Here is an 18068-nt window from a genome sequence, read left to right on the forward strand (position 1 = left end):
AAAATAGATTTCTAAAAAGAATTTAAAACTATCCATCTACCGATACTTAAAGAAAAATATATTGTAACTTGCTCCAAAAACGGCTAAAATAAGAATAAGAATTTTCTGAATATTCCAAGAGTAGGTGGTTATATGTCCTTATTACGCTCACATATATACAAATTAATAATTGGTATTATTGTTATTTTTGCCATAAGTCCAATTCCAGCTCTTTTTATTACACACAATTACTCTTATCAAAATGGATTTATTAGCATTTTTCAAAACTTCGCACAGCTTTCTTCTATATCAATTCCAAAGGTTGATTGGATGCATGAATCTATCTTTTTCTCAGCAAATCAAATGATACATACTTCTAATCATTCAACACCATTATTCCCTTACATATGGGAAATATATTTTATATCGATTGTTCGTTTTACTTTTACCCTTGCGATCGGATTTTTCATAAGTTTGGGTATCGGCCATTTATTTTTCAAAGTACCTAACTCGTTTAAAAAGTTTACTACTGTATTGAATTGGATACCTTACTCTTTTTGCACTGTAGTATTACAATGTTCAGTCTTATTACTACTTCTATACGTCGCACAATTTATAAACCTTCCTTACTACTCATCTTTTATCATCGTATGTAGTACTTCCATGATTATCGTTATGCAAGCAATAAAAAAATGGATTCCTTTCTTGAAAAACACAAATGAATATGAAATAAAACATGATTCTTTTCTTGTGGATACATTGTTTTTGGCGCTTACTTCGAATCATAAATCAATTTTAGGTTCCATTATTCTTTCATTCGTTTTTATGGAATGCGTTTTTCATACAAGTGGACTGTTACAATTTATCGTTCAATTTGGCGGAAATTCACCCATAATTGTTACAATAGGCTTATTACTACTCTATATCCCATATAGCATACTTTCTTTTCTTCAAACACTATGGACCACAAACTACTCCAAGCAACAGTCATATACTTTAACAAGAAGTGTTCCAAAACCTTAATTTGAAATTACCCTCTATAATCTAAAAGTAAGGGGTTATTCCTTTTGTATAGCGGACAAAATAACAGCAAATTCAAAAACTATTACAGAAACATACCAATATTTACCCTTTTCCTTTGACTATTCTTTTCATTTGGATTTATTATAAAAGTATAACATAATTGCAGGAGGTGACATCTTTATTCCAAACCTTGGAATAGAGAACACACTTGGACATATTAAATATTTTTCTCATATTTGTACTTATTCTTATTTCTGGCTTTTTCGTCGCATCAGAATTCGCTGTTGTAAAAGTACGTAAAAGTCGAATTGACCAACTTGCAAATGAAGGTAATAAACAAGCTTTAGCTGCAAGAAGTGTCCTATCTAATTTAGATGTTTATTTATCAGCTTGTCAACTCGGCATTACGATCACTTCTTTAGGGCTTGGTTGGCTTGGTGAACCGACTGTGGAGCATATACTACGACCGCTCTTTGAAAAAATTAATATTACTGGAACAATGGCTAACACTTTATCTTTTGTTATTGCTTTTAGTGTTATTACATTTTTCCACGTTGTATTAGGTGAGTTAGTTCCAAAGTCTTTCGCAATTCAAAAAGCAGAAGCAATCACACTCAAATTTGCAAGACCACTTATTTTATTTGATAAAATTATGTATCCATTCATTTGGCTACTAAATAGTGCAGCTATATTTTTCACAAAACTACTCGGATTAGAACCTGCGAAAGAAAATGAACTTGCTCATTCTGAAGAGGAATTGCGACTCATTTTAGGTGAAAGTTTTAAAAGCGGTGAAATAAACCAAACCGAATATAAATATGTAAATAACATTTTTGAATTTGATGATCGAGTTGCGAAAGAAATTATGGTTCCTCGTACCGAAATGATTTGCTTATCTACTGAAAATACGTTAGAAGAAAATATGGATATCGTCGCTACTGAGAAATATACACGCTATCCAATCATTGAAAAAGATAAAGATGATATCATTGGGATGATCAATACGAAAGAAGTATTCCATGATCAAACGAAAGGTATTTATAAACCACTTGAATCTTATATACATCCTGTTCTAACTGTATTTGAAACAGTTCCAATTCGTAAAACGTTAGTCCACCTTCAAAAAAATCGCGTTCAGATGGCAATCGTTATGGATGAATATGGTGGCACTGCCGGACTTTTAACGATGGAAGATATTCTTGAAGAAATCATTGGAGAAATTCAAGATGAATTCGATGCGGATGAACCACCTATGATTGAAAAACGTACACCTAAGCTTACTGTTGTAGATGGAAAGGTACTTATTTCTGAAGTAAATGATATGTTTGGCCTACATATTGATGATAGTGATTTAGATACAATCGGAGGGTGGATTCTCTCTCAAGCAGTTGACTTAAATATTGAAGCTGGCTATTCCATTGAATATGCTGGTTTTCAATTTAAAGTATTAGAACTTGATGGACATCAAGTCAAAAAAGTTGCTGTACATAAACTAGATATTAAAAAGGAGCTATAAAGTGACTGTTTTATTAACAATTTGTATCATTGCCTGTTTCATTGTTTCATTTCTCGCCTTTATTTATCCCATTATCCCTGGCATACTAGCTGTCTGGGCTGGATATTTGATTTACCATTTCGGTATAAATGGAGGAGAATTAACAACTTCTTTTTGGATTATTCAAGTCATTTTCACTCTTTTCATTTTCGTTGCTGATTTTATTGCAAATGGATATTTCTTAAAAAAATACGGTAGTTCTAAATGGGGCGAACGTGTCGGAATGATTTCTATCATTGTTGGATCGTTTTTCTTCCCACCATTCGGACTTATTATCATACCGTTCTTATCAGTATTTATAACAGAACTAGTGCATAAAAAAGCGCCAAAAGATGCCTTTCTAGTTGGAGTCGCTACTGTAGTTGGTTTTTTAAGCAGTACAGTAGCGAAAGCAATTCTCCAAATCATTATGATTATCATCTTCGTATGTTATATCATCTTTTAACCATCCCGACTTCGGGATGGTTTTTTAATATGCAATACCTACTCGGCTATTTTCATATATGTTTTTCTTACATAGATCCCATGCAAAGTGTGCCGTATCACCCACTGTAATTTTTGATCCACCTTCTGGCAATATATCTTTTTCAGTTCGATATACCTCTGTCGCCTCACCATCTATTAAATGTGTCGGACAAACAACTGTCCAACATAAATTATTACTATTACTTAGTACCTTATATGCAGCCAAATGATCTTCTGCTGCTGTTGTCGTTTTCCTTTTGGATTCCGTTGATTGGAAACGATATAAATTTGGATTTGTTCTTGCTTGTAAAATACCGGCTGTTCCTACTGTAATAATTTTATGAACCCCTGCTTCTTCCATTTGCTTTATAATTTGTGGCATACTCTTCGCTAATGTTCTATTTTGATCCGTTCCAAGTGCACTAATTACTATATCACTTCCTTCTATCGCTTTCTTTATATCCTTTTCGTTCAATACATTACCTTCTATAACTCGTAACCTTTCATGTTGTATTTCTATTCTATTTAAATCACGCGCTAATGCAGTCACTTCAGCTGAATCCTTTAATGCTAAATTAATTATATTTGAACCTACTCGTCCTGTTGCTCCCAATATACATACTTTCATTTGTTTTCCCCCTCTTTCATTCTCTTTCTATTTTTCAATAATCTCAATCAATTTACAACAAAAAAGCTTCCTCATATAAAAGAGGAAGCTCTATTATTACATTATTTCTTTTCTTTAGAATCCGTAGACTTCTCAGTTCCGCTTGTTTCTTTATCCTTTTTGTCCTCTTGTTGTGTAGTTGTTTCGTCTTCTTTCTTCTTGTCCTCACCTTTACTACAACCTACCATTAATAAAGAACTTGCAAGTGCCATAGCAGTTAATGATTTAACCCATTTATTCATTTGCGTTTCCCCCTTGTGATAGAATATGTACAACCTCATATTACTCTCTATTTTTAAAGAAGAGATTGAAAAACAGTAAATATACGGTAAATTTTTGTAAATTTTCTGATAACAAAACCTAATTTAAATTTATATATTTCATTTCCAATTGATACACAATAAAACTAGTTTTTCCCTCTCAATGGACGTAAAAAAACTAAGGCGCATACCATTCCGCCTTAGTTTCTCATGCAAACTTTTCATTTTCATATAGATGTGTAATCTTATATTCCTTCTTCATAACATATTGCCACACACTATAAGCGTAACGGTTCATTTTCAAGAAACAATTTTCCAAAAATGAGCGAAACTCCGGATTAGCAACCTCCACTGCAACTTGAGCAAACTTTAAAGCTAATCGTTTCAAGTGCGCAATATAACAGGTTGCAATATGAATATCCCCTGTATATTTACTAACTGTTTCCTTTTCCATTTCATGCAAACCAAACTCCGTTGTTTCACAGGTTATATGCTGCACATTCTCTCCTTCTTGAAAATTTACTTGTTCATTATATGCTTGTAACATATATGGTAAATGGTGCTGTAATAGATTTTTTAATTCTTCGTCTCTGACCTTTCCAGCATACTCTCCAACCTTGTATATTAGCATATAACTATATCTCATTAATTCTTTCATACAGTCCATTAAAGCGCCTCCCTTCTCTTTTGTCCATATGCTATAAATATGATGCTAAAACATTCGCTATTCTTGCTAAAAACCAATCCCATCCACTAATTTTCTCAAAATCTTCTTCAGAAAATCGTTTTGATTTATGAAAGTCTACCTGTAATCGACTCCATACTTCATCAACAACTGTTTTATCATATATGATACAGTTAGACTCGCAATTTAAATAAAAACTTCTATTATCAAAATTCGCTGTCCCAATATCAACAATTTCTCCATCAATGATTGTTACTTTCCCATGAAAGAATCCATTTCGATATTGATAAATCTCCGCTCCAGCATGTAACATATCTTTCAAATATGGATAGGCAGCTTGTTTTAACAATATGGCATCACTTTTAAATGGCACGAGAATTTTTACATTAACACCACGATTTAATGCAGCTTTTAACTCTTTCACCATTTCTTTACTTGGTACAAAATATGGTGTAGCGATAATTAAAGACTTTTTAGCCTTTTTTAAAAGTGCCCCATACTTTTCCCATAAGCCTTTTCCATTTGAAAATAAATATTGATATTTCACATTCCCTAATGTAGGTATACTTTCATGTATAGGCATTTTTTCTCCTGTATCTTCTTTCCAATCTTCGGCGAACTTTCTTTCCATATCCGCTGCACCATCACCATGGATGCGCACGTGATAATCACGCCATGGCCCAAACTTCGGATCTTGTCCAAGGTACTCCTTTCCGATATTAAAGCCACCGACGTATGATATCTTTCCATCTATGGTAACAATGCGTCTATGATTCCGTTGATGCAAAGAATAGAACACATTTTTCAGTTTCAGTTTTTTACTAAATGTAAACTTCACACCGTTTTCCTTTAATCGGCTAATTACCTTTTTCTTCAACTTATATCCGCCTATCCGATCGACTGACAATTTCACTTCTACTCCGCTAGATGCTTTTTTCTCTAATAACTGTAAAAACTCTTGGCTTATTTCATCTTTTCCTACAATATAAAAATGGATATATATATACTTTTCTGCATCGTTTATATCGTCAAATAATTTTCTATATAACTCTTCACCGTTCGTATATAGTTGAAATTCACCTAATCGAACTTGTCCTAATTCATATTCACTAGCCATTTCCTTCCCCATTTCCACATCGATGTTCATCCAAATGAATACACCTATTAAACAAAGAATTATAGCGAAAAAGTGCTTCATGGATAAATTCCTTTCTCCACTTACTGTTATTTCTATATCTTCCCTTTTTTATTACATTATCATTCAAGAAAATATGTCATTGCATGATATATGTCCATATCAAACAATAGCTCATTTGCATATTGTATGTTGTATCTTAAAATAAAAGGAGGAAATAACAATGGGCTTCGCACATGGTAATGGATTTGCGCTACTAGTCGTATTATTTATCCTCTTAATCATCGTCGGTGCTGCTTGCTTCTGCTAAGTAGCTACTGTCATATGATATGTGGATGAAAAAACTATAAAAGCGGACACCTATTTTTAGGTGTCCGCTTTTCATTTTAAAACCATTTCCGCCTACTATAGTAAATTAAATGGCTAAATATTCATCTCAAAAGGTTAACAATGTGGCTACTTTCTTACTCTCTGCCTTACGTATATGACGCTGTTCTGCACGTAACACAGCAATACGATGTAATTCTTTCTCTTCTTCTGTTTCAGGGATAACACGCGGTACAGGAACTGGATTATTTTCCTTACTAAGTGCCACAAAAGTAACGAATGACGTTGCCGCTATACGCTTCTCACCTGAGATTAAATCTTCAGCCACTACCTTCACAAACACTTCCATTGAAGTTCTTCCCGTCCAAATTACGAAAGATTCATAACTAACACAATCTGAAGAACGAACAGGATGTAAGAAATCGACCCAGTCCATAGATGCTGTGACACATTCCTTTCTCGAATGTCTGGATGCTGAAATAGAAGCAACCATATCCATCTCCGCTAATATCTTCCCACCAAATAGCGTGTTATGATCATTTAAATCTGTTGGGAATACTCGGCTCGTTTTGAACACCCTTGACTCATTGGCTGTTTTCCCCTTTACTTCTGTCATTGTTATCACCCCTTTAATGATTTATCCCTAATATTTCAATAATCACTATACGAAATGAACTACACGTTTAATATTAACAACATTCAGAACTTTTAGTCCACAAAAAAGAACCGATCTTATCAATCGGCCCCTCTAAATACATATTGTTCTTTCGGCTGTTCAACTTTATTCCATTTCGTTACTTCTAATACAGGAATATTCGCATGAAACGGCTGATAAAATTCAGTAGAAATTTCTCCCTCTATTTGAATCCAATCATCATTTTTCCATTCTACACCTTCTGGTTTTTTCACTAACATACCATACACACCAGAATCTGCTACACAATGTATAATACCGAAACGGAATAAGAAGTATTGTTCTTTTTTAGAAGAATCATCTCTAAAAACAAACCCTTTAAAAGATAATTTTTTCCCAGTAAACTCGCCAGGATAATTATAAATTGTTTCCATACCCTTTAGGAAGTCTTCATCTTTCAAATTAATATTGTCTTTCGTAACAAACTCTTTCTTCCCTTTTTCCATTACACCGCGGTATCCTTCTTTCCCGTAATAAATGCTCGTATCAGGTCTTAGAAATTGTCTTGTCATAAATGGATCCTTACTTTCTGCTTGTGCAACAGGAAAATGAAATCCTTTCGCCTTAACAATATCTGAATCTAACGTTGCAATCGGGAAAAATAAGCCTGAGATAATTGGAAAACAAAACAATGAGTACGAAAATGCTTTTTTCCACCATGTATTCTCATCTTTTGAATGATCATGCCCGCAATGGCTATGGTCACAACTGCAATCATTTTTCTCTTTTTCCTTTTGGTGCTCTTTTTGGAAAACGACGATAATTTGTACAATCGTTAAGAAACCTAAAATAATTGCTGCTGTTGTTGATAAATAAGCATACTTCATATTGATATACTTCGTAATGTTACCCGAAATATGAAGCTGCGCAATTAATATTGTAAAACCTAATAATATATACGCTCGAAACATAACCTACCACCCCATCGCATAAATGAGTAGTGAGCTTGCATAAACAACAAGTGTAACTGTAACTGTAACGACAATTACAAATTTCGTTTTAAATGTCGCAAGCATCATAAACATATTTTTAATATCCACCATCGGTCCGTAAACAAGGAACGCGACAAGTGATGCTGTTGAAAATGTACTTTGGAATGATGAAGCAATAAACGCATCCGCTTCTGAACAAAGTGATAATATGTAAGCAAGTCCCATCATAACAGCTGGTGAAGAGAACGGCCCTTGTCCTATAGCAAGAAGTGTTGAAGTTTGTACGAACGTTTGAACTGCAGCTGCAATTAACGCACCTAATACTAAATATTTTCCCATCGAGAAAAATTCCTCAACAGCATGCGTACATACATCCCACATTTTTTTACGTAATGGACGCTTATGATTCACTTCTGGGAAGTGATCATCTCTTAATTGATGTTCTCTAAACATAAATGATAATATAATTCCAACGATAATTGCTACGATAATCGCTACAATAGAACGATACCATACCATGTGCATACTACTTCCAAAGGCAACGTATGTTGCAAATAAAACAACTGGATTAATAATTGGCCCAGTTAACATAAATGCAATCCCCGCATATGGCGGAACCCCTTTTCCGATTAATCGTCTTACAATCGGAACAATTCCACATTCACAACCTGGAAACAACATCCCTAAAAAAGTAGCTACTAAAACAGACAGAAATCGGTTTTTCGGCATCCATTTTGCTACCATATCTTCTGTCACGAACATTTGAATGAATCCTGAAATAAATACACCAATGAGCACGAAAGGAAGTGCTTCGATCAATATGGAGATAAAAATTGTATTCATTTGCAGGAATGCTTTCGGTAATTGAAACAATTCCATGATGTATTTCCTCCAACTTTTCATTAACAATATGTAATTTTAACCCCATTTCATTAATTGGACAAGGTTTATATGGAATACATACCCTTTATATACATTACATTGTACAAGTTATATTCTATTCAAAATTTGAGATTTCATAGCAAAAAAGCTGCTCTAGCGTAGTTATATAACTATGCTAGAGCAGCTTTTTTATCGTTAAAAGTAACGTTTCTTCCAAAAAACAAAAGCTAACGTGAAAGATAGTGTTACACATATGATGAGTACAATTACAAAACCGTGGGCTTCCCCTTCAAACGGAACCTTTACGTTCATTCCAAAGAAACTAGAAACCATCGTCGGTAAAGATAAAATGATCGTAATTGACGTTAACAGTTTCATAACACTATTTAAATTATTTGATATAACGGAGCTAAAAGTATTCATCATTCCACTTAAAATGTGACTATATATTTCCGCCATTTCAATAGCCTGTTTATTTTCAATTAATACATCTTCTAATAAATCTTGATCGTCTTCATACATTTTTAAAAATGTACTATTACGCATTAACTTTTGAATCACAATTTTATTAGCCTTTAATGACGTTGTAAAGTATACTAAACTTTTCTCAAGGCCTAATAATGTGAAAATCTCTTTATTTTTCATTGACTGATTTAATTGATGCTCTAAATCAATTGTTTTTCGATTTATTTGCTTTAAGTATCTTAAATAATAAGTAGAAATCGTATATAAGAGCTGAAGTGCAAAGCGCGTCTTCTTAAACGTATAAAATTCTTTAATACGTTGATTAATAAAACGTTCAAAAATTGGGTTTTCTTCTAAACAAATTGTTACAAAGCAATCTGGCATCACAATCATACCTATTGGAATCGTGTCATAAATCGAATTTCCTTCTTCGTCATGTCTAACTGTCGGAATATCCACGATAATTAAAGTATTATTGTCTTCCTTTTCAATACGAGAGCGTTCTTCATCATCCAAAGGGTCTTTAATGAAATCTAAGTCTACATTTAAAGTTTGTACTAGATATTGAATTTCTTCTTCTGTTGGATGAAGTACATTAATCCAGCACCCCTTTTGCATTTCCTCAATCTCTTGTAGTTTTCCGTTTCGGTCTGTTAAATATATATTTAACATACTATCACCCCGATTCTTTTTACATGTAGGAATCTACCTCTCTTAAATCACAGTTTTTAAACCGCCATTCTCAGCATATGAAACATACGTTTAAATTTCAATAGAAAAATTATTTTGAAAACGTTTTTATAAGAAAAATATTATAAACATAGAAAAAGACAGAGTGCTCTCTGCCTTAAAAGCTTATGTTGCCTTTATAACATATTTAGAAAGCATCCACAAGTTAAACCCAACTGAAATCGTATAGCCCGCGTATGTTGAAATAATAAAACTTACATAATCGAAATACGGAAGCAATACAATATTTAAAACTATTTTCACAATAATTCCAATCACTAGTCCTAGCACCGTCTTCTGCTGTTGATTGATTCCTTGTAGCATAGCAGCCGTTACTGTAAAAAGAGAAAATAGTATGCAAGCAGGAGCATAATACTGTAAAATGATTCTCCCCATCTCTGGATCATTTCCAGCACCGAATAAAAGAGTATATACAGGCTTGGCTAACACAATCATTCCAATTGCAGCCGGCACCGTAATCGCTACTACTAATACATTTGTTCTCGTAAAATGTTTGTACAATAGCTTCGTATTTCCTGCTGTGTAAGCTTTCGTCATCTCTGGTACGAGAGACATACTAAAAGCTGTCGCAACGGATACCGGGATGAGCACAACCATTTGAACAAGACCAATTATCGCATTAATTTTTTCCGCTTCTCCTTGCATATACCCTATTTGTATAAGTAGTTTATTAATTGTAAATGTATCAATAGTCTGATACAACGGAATTGCTAAGCCCACCACAACAAAAGGAATAGAATATGTAAAGAGCTCCTTATACAATGAGAAAAAGGATTTTGTTGTTTGTGGTATACTTGCCATCTCTTTTTTCTTTAAGTGCCTTCTCCTTCTTATATAATATGCACTTAAAACAGTTAATCCACCTACAGCTCCCATAAATGCACCGAACGTTGAAATACCAACCGCTAATGAAACAGACGCTTTTAAAACATATAAAACGACAAAGCTTCCTATTAAAATGGTTAAAACCCGAAAAAATTGCTCTACAACTACACTTAATGCAGAAGGCCCCATCGATTGGAATCCTTGAAAGAAGCCCCTTAATAAACTCATTACTGGCACAAGTATTAACGCAAAACTTACAATTCGAATATTAGTAGTAACCGCTCCTACACTATTCCCCGTTTGATCATTTCCATCGATGACAAGCTTAGCTAAATGCGGAGCTAGCATATATAACGTAAAACACGAAATGACTCCCATTATAAACATAAACACGATTCCACTTTTCAACACTCTCTTAACCGTATGATAATCATTCAGTTGATCATATTTTGATACCATTTTTGAAACTGCAAGTGGTAATCCCATTGTCGCAATGCTGAGCATAATTGTATAGGGGCGATATGCATACGTATATAAAACGTACCCACTCGTACCGACCATTGCTGTAAATGGTATAACATATATAAACCCTAACATTTTTGATATCATCGTTGCCATCGTTAAAAATATCGTTCCACGTATAAACGGTGACCCTTTCATCACATTCCTCCGCTACGCTTTATTATTATACATTATGGACAACTCTTTTTTTTTAGAACCGAACCGAAACAAATAAAAAAAGCCAATGAATTATCATTGACTTTAGCGTGTTGTTTTTTTCTTTTTCAAATATTTTAAACCGAAGTATAGAGCAATAAAAAGAACAGCTCCTATAATTATGTAATGTGTGTAATCAGATGCATACTCTTTAATTTGTCGCCAATTCCCACCAAGTTTTTCACCTAAGTATATAAATAGAATTGACCATGGAATGATCGCTACAACCGTATAAAGCGTAAATAGTTTTAATGGCATCTTAGCTAGTCCTGCTGGAATAGAGATTGCATGACGTACTACTGGGATAAAGCGCGCAGAAAATATTACGCCAGCTCCATAACGCTTAAACCAACCTTCCGCTATGTCTAAATGGTGTTTATTAATAAGCAGATATTTCCCATATTTCTCTACAACCGGACGCCCTCCGTAGTATCCAAGCCAGTATAAAAAGATTTGGGCTAAAGTACCACCAATCGTTCCGGCGATAACTGCACCCACAAAACTAATTTTACCATCCGCTACTAAAAAGCCAGCATACGAAAGTACAATTTCACTTGGGATTACTTCAATCATTAAAGCAAGAGCTACTCCAAAGTAACCTAAGCTTGCAAAAAATTGCAATAACTGATCTATTATGTTTGCTAACATGTTCTTTTTTATCTCCTTTTTTCTTCACATACCATCCCATTATTACATAAAGGCTGCAATCTGCCAATATCTTCATTTTAACAATATGTACAATTCAAGCAGGATTAATCTATTAATTTCTCTTTCTGCGGGTCTTTCATGTAGGCAAACATCTCTTTAATTTGGTCTTCTGTATTTCTAGCAATTGATAAATTAGGCAATTCATTTTCACCAAAAAACTCCACCTCTTCTGTTTCAATGCTAGTTTTCTTTTCTCCACCAATAATCTCGCATCCAATGAAAATCTTATATACATGCGTCGCCGATGGAGATGGTTGATGTTTTTCTTTATCAAATATAGCTAGTAACTTAAAATGATCTACCTCATAACCCGTCTCTTCGACAACCTCTTTTGCTGCAACTTCGGTTGGCGTATAACCGACATCAGCCCATCCACCTGGCAATGCCCATTTCCCATCGCTTTTTTCTTTCACAAATAATAACTTTTCATTTTGAAAAACAACTGCTCTTATATCAACTTTAGGTGTTTGATAGCCTGTCTCACTTGCAAATAATTTCTCTACAACTTCCCAATCAGTTTTTGTGTAATGTGACATCATCGAAATCGAAATGTCTCGTAATTGTTGGAAGCGTTCTATATCGTACACATCCTTAGAATACGTTAAACCTGCTTGGGTTATAGATTGTATTTGTTTTACCCAATCAATCCATTTAATCGTCATATATCCGCATCCCCATTCTCTTTCAAATATATTACTTCACTTTTATTGATACATCTTTATTATACAAAAAAAAGAGATTGATAACGTTTCAATCTCTTTCAAAATTAATCCAATTCATATAAGTGGTCTTGTATATACTTTCTTCTTTTATTTATATATTCATAAATCATATCAGCCTCTTGATCAAATGTTTCTAATTTTTCTTTCATATATGGATCTTGTAGTAAATATGGACGAATCAATTCACACAATCCTTCTACTTTCGGCCTCATAAACGAAACTGTAAATTGGTCTTCTAATATTTCTTCTAAAATACTTCGATACTGCTTTCTAAACACAGGTATGTCTAACAATCTTGCACTTAGCGTGTTATACCCTTGAATGCGGATATATTCATGATTAAGCGGTCTCCCTTGTACATCTCGCCCCCAAGTCGCATCATAATCCCACGGTATAACTTCAAATAAATTTGTTTCATCGTTATGATATAGTGCATAGTTATGGACAAAACCATCAAAGTTTTGCGTAAAAATAACTCCTGCTAACCATCGTAAATATTTATCTACATGTAGAAACTTCCCAATCTCTTTTTCATAGGCTTCCCTCGTCAAAGTATTCGCTTGAAATACAAATTCACTCAGTTGTTCTTCACTATTTTCATTCGAATATTTAAATTCATAACCCGCAAAGAGCTCCGTCTTAACATCTTTATCTCGTTCACTCATTAATGAAAAATTCGCATCATCATCTATCGCATAATAAATAGAACCACTCGGTAATCCTCTATTTTTCAAAAAGTTTTCATCAACTGATTCTAACTGTAAATACACACCTTGAATTTGACCATTAATTTTTATAAATACATGTTGTGATTTTGGCGAAAGTACACCAATGTTATGAAAAAAGTCTAGCGATAGTTTATTTCGTATGAGAGACGGATCCATAAACTCAGAATTCAAATGAAACTCTTTCGCACCTTGAAATTTTTTTGGTTTATAAAACATAACATGATAAGATTTTTTCTCAAACTCACGAATATGAGCTCCTCGGTATACGATATCAATGTCATATTTCTTTTTTCCATAAGTTAATTTTGCTGGCACTGGACTATCTGACCAAATGTCTTTTTTCAATTCCACTAAGTACATTGGATGAACAAAAAAATCATATGAAGGTAACATATTTTCTCATCCCTTCTCAGTTCTCTTCATTCAATGTATGCGCCTTGTCTTGTCCATACATCCGCTATCATCTATTTATAGAAAATTACACTCTTGTCCTGTTCAGAAAGACGTCATCTCTCATATCATGTTAAGGAAAAAGAATACCTTTTCAACTTAATACATGATAAGGAGGATTTCTATGAAACGTGATATTAGAAAAGCTGTTGAAGAAATCAAAAGTGCTGGGATGGAGGATTTCTTACACCAAGATCCAAGCACATTCGAATGTGATGACGATTGCTCTTCAAAAATTGAGTGTAGCGACGATTGTAAATGCCCAAGAACAAGATGTACTCGTGTGAAACATTGTACATTTGTTACAAAATGTACTCACGTTAAAAAGTGGACATTTGTTACGAAATGTACTCGTGTACGCGTTCAAAAATGGACGTTCGTTACGAAAGTAACACGTAGAAAAGAATGCGTTTTAGTTACAAAACGTACGCGTAGAAAACATTGTACTTTCGTTACAAAATGTGTACGTTTTGAAAAGAAATTTTACTGGACTAAACGATGTTACTGTAAAAAATGCGAATTCTTCCCTCACGGACACGGCGGCTCTTGCGATGATTCATGTGATCGTGGTAAAGACTGTCACGATGATGGGCACAAATGGAATGATTGCAAAGGCGGACATAAATTCCCATCTTGCAAAAATAAGAAATTTGATCACTTCTGGTATAAAAAACGTAACTGCTAGTTTTTATACCACCAAAAAAAGGCCGTTTTGCGGCCTTTTTTACATTTATTGAAAGTGACTTATATCTGCAAATTGTTTCACTTTACCAATACCCTCTTCAAATTCTATTATGCTCAAACTAGCACTATGCATAAATGGATCATCCCACACATTTTCTATTTCAATTCCCGCGAAATGCCCTACAAGTAATTTTGCTGCTGCCGCATGAGAAACAATCAATATGCTTTGTCCCTTATGCTTCTCTAAAAGAAGCTGCATCCCTTCAATTACTCTTTCATAAACGGCCTCAAAATTTTCGCCTGATGTTGACTGAAAAAGATGTGGCTCATTCCAAAACAGATGTACTTCTTCTGGAAATTGCTTTTCTATATCCGCGATTGTTTGTCCTTCCCATATACCCATGTTGATTTCATAGAAATGCTCATCCGCTATAATAGGTATATCACGTTCCCCCTTTATTAACTCTGCCGTATGAAGTGTTCTTTCGCTCGGACTACTATAGATCGCATGGATTGGTAAATCTTTCATTCGATTCCCTAATTGTTTCGCCTGAACTATACCATTTTCAGTTAAAGCAGAATTTTTCCGTCCCTGCATTCGCTTCGCTACATTCCACTCTGTTTCACCATGCCTTGTTACATATATAGTTGTTTTCATTTCTTACTCCCCCTCACCATGTTGGTCGTAATTCCCACGGTTCAACTCTCCCTACAATCCACTCCGCTCGTTTACTTTCAATCCCTTTTATAACTCCATCAGCTATCTCTTCATGAGTAAGCCATCTTCCATATGTATCTTCTAAAATAAAACCTAAAATAATTCTATGATAAATACATCGCGTACTCCCTATTTTTTGTGCAGGCATACGTGATGCTTTACTACCTAAAATATGAAATAAACTATATGTTTTAGACGACAAATCTAGTTCTTTACAAATATTTGATAGTGCATGCTTTGCACTTGTGTGTACCCATGCAACAACTAATGTGATCGGGCCATTTTTCTTAATTGTACTTTTAATAGCTAGCTTTACATCTTCATCATTATGATAATCTAACGAAAGGCATGTAATATTTTCTGGTGCAGAACTCATTCGCTTAACATTTTCTAATTTCACTTCATCTCGCCCGATAATAGAAACATAAAATCCTTTCTCACAAAGCCACATAGAAACTTTCTTTAGCATTCCTGTTCCACCAATTACAAGTGCATGCAAATGCTATCCCTCCCTAATAAAATGTCATATGAGGTTTCTCATCTCTATAATAATTTAAACGGTCTTGCAGTGTCCCTGAGTGAAACTCAAATTTATGACCGTCAGGATCAACAAAGTATATAGATTCGCAATCTCTTACATCACGTTCTCTTCCTTGTAAAATATGAACATCATTTTCTTCTAATCGCTGTATTAGACATTTAAAGTCTTCTTGTTCAACAGAAAATGCAATGTGCGTATAAGATTGATGAATCTCATTTCTCGGAATATGCGTCTCTTCATTAAGCGCTATCCATACTCCACATATGTTAAAATAAGCTAATTTTCTTCCTTTAACTAGTAATTCTCCTTCTAATACTTTTTCATAAAACATAATAGAGTTTTCTAAATTAGATACCGAAAAACAAATGTGATTGATTCCCCTTAACAACTATAATTCCTCCTTATACAAATAAAAGATGAGCGAAAATTCACTCATCTTTTATTATACTATTTTTTTGTAATATATGCCCATTTATAACTGAAGTCCCCGCCAAACGTATGGTTAGCAATGCCTTTTACAAATGGCTTCTCTAAATAAGCTGTACTTTGTTGGTACGTAGGAGAAATTGCTGCGTCTTGACCAATTAAGATTTTTTCAGCTTCCGCAAGTGCATTCCAGCGTGCTTTATCATCTTTTAATAGCTCTCCTTTTGATTTCGCTACTAAATCATCATACTTCGGATTAGAATAATCCATTTCATTAAATGAGCTTCCAGTAACAAACATATCAATATAAGTCATTGGATCCGGATAATCAGGGCTCCATGCAGATAATGAGAATTCATATTGGAATTTCTTTTCTAAATCTAGCTTCTGCTTGTATGGTTGCTGTTTCAAATTCACTTTAATACCAGGCAAGTTTTTCTCTAGTTCTTCCTTAATAAAGTCGCCTACTTTTTTACGGCTACCGTTATCATCGTTTAGTAATTCAACCGTAATTGTATCTTGACCAAGCTCTTTCTTCGCTTCTTCCCATAATTTTTTTGCTTTCTCTGCGTTATCTTTACTATCACGGAAGTTTTTATTTACAGAGCGGAAATCTTTTCCATCCGGACCTGTCGTGAATTTTTCAGGTACTAAGAAATATGCTGGCAATGAACCGTCATTTAAAATGACATCAGCAATTCCTTTTTTATCGTATGCTAAATCAATCGCTTCACGTACTTTTTGGTTTTTAAATGTTGCATTTTTTTGGTTAAAACGTAAGAAATATATGCGTGGATCTAACTTCGTTTTAAATTCATCTGGTTTATTCTTTTTATATTTATCAACAAATTCAGAAGTTAAAATAACTCGATCTGCTTGATCACTATCATATAAATTTACTCCCGTGCTTGTTTCCTTCACAATACTTACATTAATTTCGTCTAACTTTACAGTATCTTTATCCCAATAATTAGGATTTTTCTTTAACTGATAATTTTGTTCATGTTTCCATTGACTCATTGTAAATGGTCCATTATATACTAATTTATCTGCTTCTAATCCGTATTTATCTCCTTGCTCTTTCACATATTTTTCATTTAATGGGAAAAATGTAGGGAACGACGTAAGCTCAAGAAAATAAGGTGCTGGTTGCTCTAATTCTACTACCAACGTTTTATCATCCTTCGCTTTAACACCCAATTGATCTGCTGGTAATTCACCTTTATTTACTTTCTGTGCATTTTTCACATCAAATAAAATGAATGCATATTCTGCCGCTATTGCTTTATCTAATGTACGTTGCCATGCATATACAAAATCTTGTGCTCGAACTGGATCACCATTTGACCATTTCGCATCACGTAATTCAAATGTATATGTCTTTTTATCTTCACTAATCTTCACATCTTTTGCCATACCTGGTGTTGGTTTATTATCTTTATCTAGACGATATAAACCTTCCATTGCATTTACAAATACACGGAAAGATACAGAATCCGTTGATTTAGATGTATCCATTGAAGGAATTTCAGCTGTTTCTAGCAAATTTAAAACTTGTTTATCGGCCATTCCCTTATTCGATTCTTTCTTCGTTGTCGAAGCCTTCTCACCATTCCCACATCCTGCAACCAATACACTCGTCGTTAACGCAAGTGCAGCAATTGTTGTTGTCTTTCTCTTCATTCTTCCTTCCCCCAATCTATATGTATAAGTTAAATCCTATATAATAT

21 protein-coding genes are annotated in these 18068 nt (G+C 34.0%); 5 read left to right on the forward strand and 16 right to left on the reverse strand.

Annotation, left to right across the window (positions count from 1 at the left end; translation table 11 throughout):
- Positions 1-132 precede the first annotated feature (132 nt).
- From N2V92_RS24925 to N2V92_RS24935, 3 genes are all read left to right on the forward strand, one after another.
- Positions 133-1002, forward strand: coding sequence for a hypothetical protein (locus tag N2V92_RS24925; RefSeq protein WP_016077830.1), 870 nt, complete (start codon positions 133-135; stop codon positions 1000-1002).
- A gap of 208 nt (positions 1003-1210) precedes the next feature.
- On the forward strand, positions 1211-2518 hold the full coding sequence (locus tag N2V92_RS24930; protein ID WP_000353734.1) for a hemolysin family protein: 1308 nt from the start codon (positions 1211-1213) through the stop codon (positions 2516-2518).
- A gap of 1 nt (position 2519) precedes the next feature.
- Positions 2520-3002, forward strand: coding sequence for a DUF456 domain-containing protein (locus N2V92_RS24935; RefSeq protein ID WP_000217335.1), 483 nt, complete (start codon positions 2520-2522; stop codon positions 3000-3002).
- A 24-nt stretch (positions 3003-3026) separates the two neighbouring features.
- Here the strand turns inward: N2V92_RS24935 and N2V92_RS24940 are convergent, their stop codons facing one another.
- The 4 genes from N2V92_RS24940 to cls form a co-directional block, all read right to left on the reverse strand.
- A complete protein-coding gene (locus N2V92_RS24940; RefSeq protein ID WP_000861642.1) occupies positions 3027-3650 on the reverse strand; it encodes an NAD(P)-dependent oxidoreductase in 624 nt (207 codons plus the stop codon).
- Between the two features lie 101 nt (positions 3651-3751).
- Positions 3752-3931: a hypothetical protein gene (locus N2V92_RS24945; RefSeq protein ID WP_001045962.1), complete on the reverse strand. Its 180-nt coding sequence runs from the start codon at positions 3929-3931 to the stop codon at positions 3752-3754.
- Between the two features lie 226 nt (positions 3932-4157).
- On the reverse strand, positions 4158-4616 hold the full coding sequence (locus tag N2V92_RS24950) for a spore coat protein (RefSeq protein WP_000340543.1): 459 nt from the start codon (positions 4614-4616) through the stop codon (positions 4158-4160).
- Positions 4617-4647: 31 nt separating this feature from the next.
- Positions 4648-5832: a cardiolipin synthase gene (gene cls / locus N2V92_RS24955; RefSeq protein WP_002083284.1), complete on the reverse strand. Its 1185-nt coding sequence runs from the start codon at positions 5830-5832 to the stop codon at positions 4648-4650.
- A 160-nt stretch (positions 5833-5992) separates the two neighbouring features.
- Between cls and N2V92_RS24960 the strand changes: the two genes are divergently transcribed.
- Complete coding sequence (locus tag N2V92_RS24960; RefSeq protein ID WP_000505094.1) at positions 5993-6079, forward strand: YjcZ family sporulation protein; 87 nt, start codon at positions 5993-5995, stop codon at positions 6077-6079.
- Between the two features lie 126 nt (positions 6080-6205).
- On the opposite strand, the gene N2V92_RS24965 is transcribed toward N2V92_RS24960, so the two are convergent.
- The 8 genes from N2V92_RS24965 to cotH all read right to left on the reverse strand — a co-directional run bounded on the left by N2V92_RS24965 (position 6206) and on the right by cotH (position 13912).
- The gene (locus N2V92_RS24965) at positions 6206-6712 is read right to left on the reverse strand and encodes an acyl-CoA thioesterase (RefSeq protein WP_000141164.1); all 507 of its coding nucleotides are present in this window, start codon (positions 6710-6712) and stop codon (positions 6206-6208) included.
- A gap of 119 nt (positions 6713-6831) precedes the next feature.
- Positions 6832-7701: a TIGR03943 family putative permease subunit gene (locus N2V92_RS24970; RefSeq protein ID WP_000488058.1), complete on the reverse strand. Its 870-nt coding sequence runs from the start codon at positions 7699-7701 to the stop codon at positions 6832-6834.
- A gap of 3 nt (positions 7702-7704) precedes the next feature.
- Complete coding sequence (locus N2V92_RS24975) at positions 7705-8601, reverse strand: permease (RefSeq protein WP_000418726.1); 897 nt, start codon at positions 8599-8601, stop codon at positions 7705-7707.
- A 198-nt stretch (positions 8602-8799) separates the two neighbouring features.
- Positions 8800-9741, reverse strand: coding sequence for a magnesium transporter CorA family protein (locus tag N2V92_RS24980; protein ID WP_000932389.1), 942 nt, complete (start codon positions 9739-9741; stop codon positions 8800-8802).
- A 183-nt stretch (positions 9742-9924) separates the two neighbouring features.
- Positions 9925-11304: a putative polysaccharide biosynthesis protein gene (locus tag N2V92_RS24985; RefSeq protein WP_000678844.1), complete on the reverse strand. Its 1380-nt coding sequence runs from the start codon at positions 11302-11304 to the stop codon at positions 9925-9927.
- A 102-nt stretch (positions 11305-11406) separates the two neighbouring features.
- Positions 11407-12009 (reverse strand): DedA family protein, encoded by a 603-nt coding sequence (locus N2V92_RS24990; RefSeq protein WP_000880690.1) that lies wholly within the window; start codon positions 12007-12009, stop codon positions 11407-11409.
- A gap of 104 nt (positions 12010-12113) precedes the next feature.
- Entirely contained in the window at positions 12114-12731 is a 618-nt protein-coding gene (locus N2V92_RS24995) for an NUDIX hydrolase N-terminal domain-containing protein (RefSeq protein WP_000153595.1), read from the reverse strand.
- A 104-nt stretch (positions 12732-12835) separates the two neighbouring features.
- Positions 12836-13912 (reverse strand): spore coat protein CotH, encoded by a 1077-nt coding sequence (gene cotH, locus N2V92_RS25000; RefSeq protein WP_000938005.1) that lies wholly within the window; start codon positions 13910-13912, stop codon positions 12836-12838.
- A 181-nt stretch (positions 13913-14093) separates the two neighbouring features.
- Between cotH and exsB the strand changes: the two genes are divergently transcribed.
- Entirely contained in the window at positions 14094-14654 is a 561-nt protein-coding gene (exsB, locus tag N2V92_RS25005) for an exosporium protein ExsB (RefSeq protein ID WP_000817481.1), read from the forward strand.
- Between the two features lie 45 nt (positions 14655-14699).
- Here exsB and N2V92_RS25010 read toward each other — a convergent pair whose 3' ends face one another.
- Genes N2V92_RS25010 through N2V92_RS25025 form a run of 4 tightly spaced genes read right to left on the reverse strand, consistent with a single transcriptional unit; the run spans position 14700 to position 18021 of the window.
- Positions 14700-15311, reverse strand: coding sequence for a phosphoserine phosphatase 1 (locus N2V92_RS25010; RefSeq protein ID WP_000858828.1), 612 nt, complete (start codon positions 15309-15311; stop codon positions 14700-14702).
- A 13-nt stretch (positions 15312-15324) separates the two neighbouring features.
- Positions 15325-15870: a short-chain dehydrogenase gene (locus N2V92_RS25015; RefSeq protein WP_000543118.1), complete on the reverse strand. Its 546-nt coding sequence runs from the start codon at positions 15868-15870 to the stop codon at positions 15325-15327.
- A 13-nt stretch (positions 15871-15883) separates the two neighbouring features.
- On the reverse strand, positions 15884-16300 hold the full coding sequence (fosB, locus tag N2V92_RS25020) for a FosBx1 family fosfomycin resistance bacillithiol transferase (RefSeq protein WP_000943769.1): 417 nt from the start codon (positions 16298-16300) through the stop codon (positions 15884-15886).
- 59 nt (positions 16301-16359) lie between these two features.
- On the reverse strand, positions 16360-18021 hold the full coding sequence (locus N2V92_RS25025; protein WP_000824273.1) for a peptide ABC transporter substrate-binding protein: 1662 nt from the start codon (positions 18019-18021) through the stop codon (positions 16360-16362).
- Positions 18022-18068: the final 47 nt, after the last annotated feature.

It is taken from the genome of Bacillus sp. CH_48 (genome assembly GCF_038008465.1).
Taxonomy (GTDB): Bacteria; Bacillota; Bacilli; order Bacillales; family Bacillaceae_G; genus Bacillus_A; species Bacillus_A thuringiensis_S.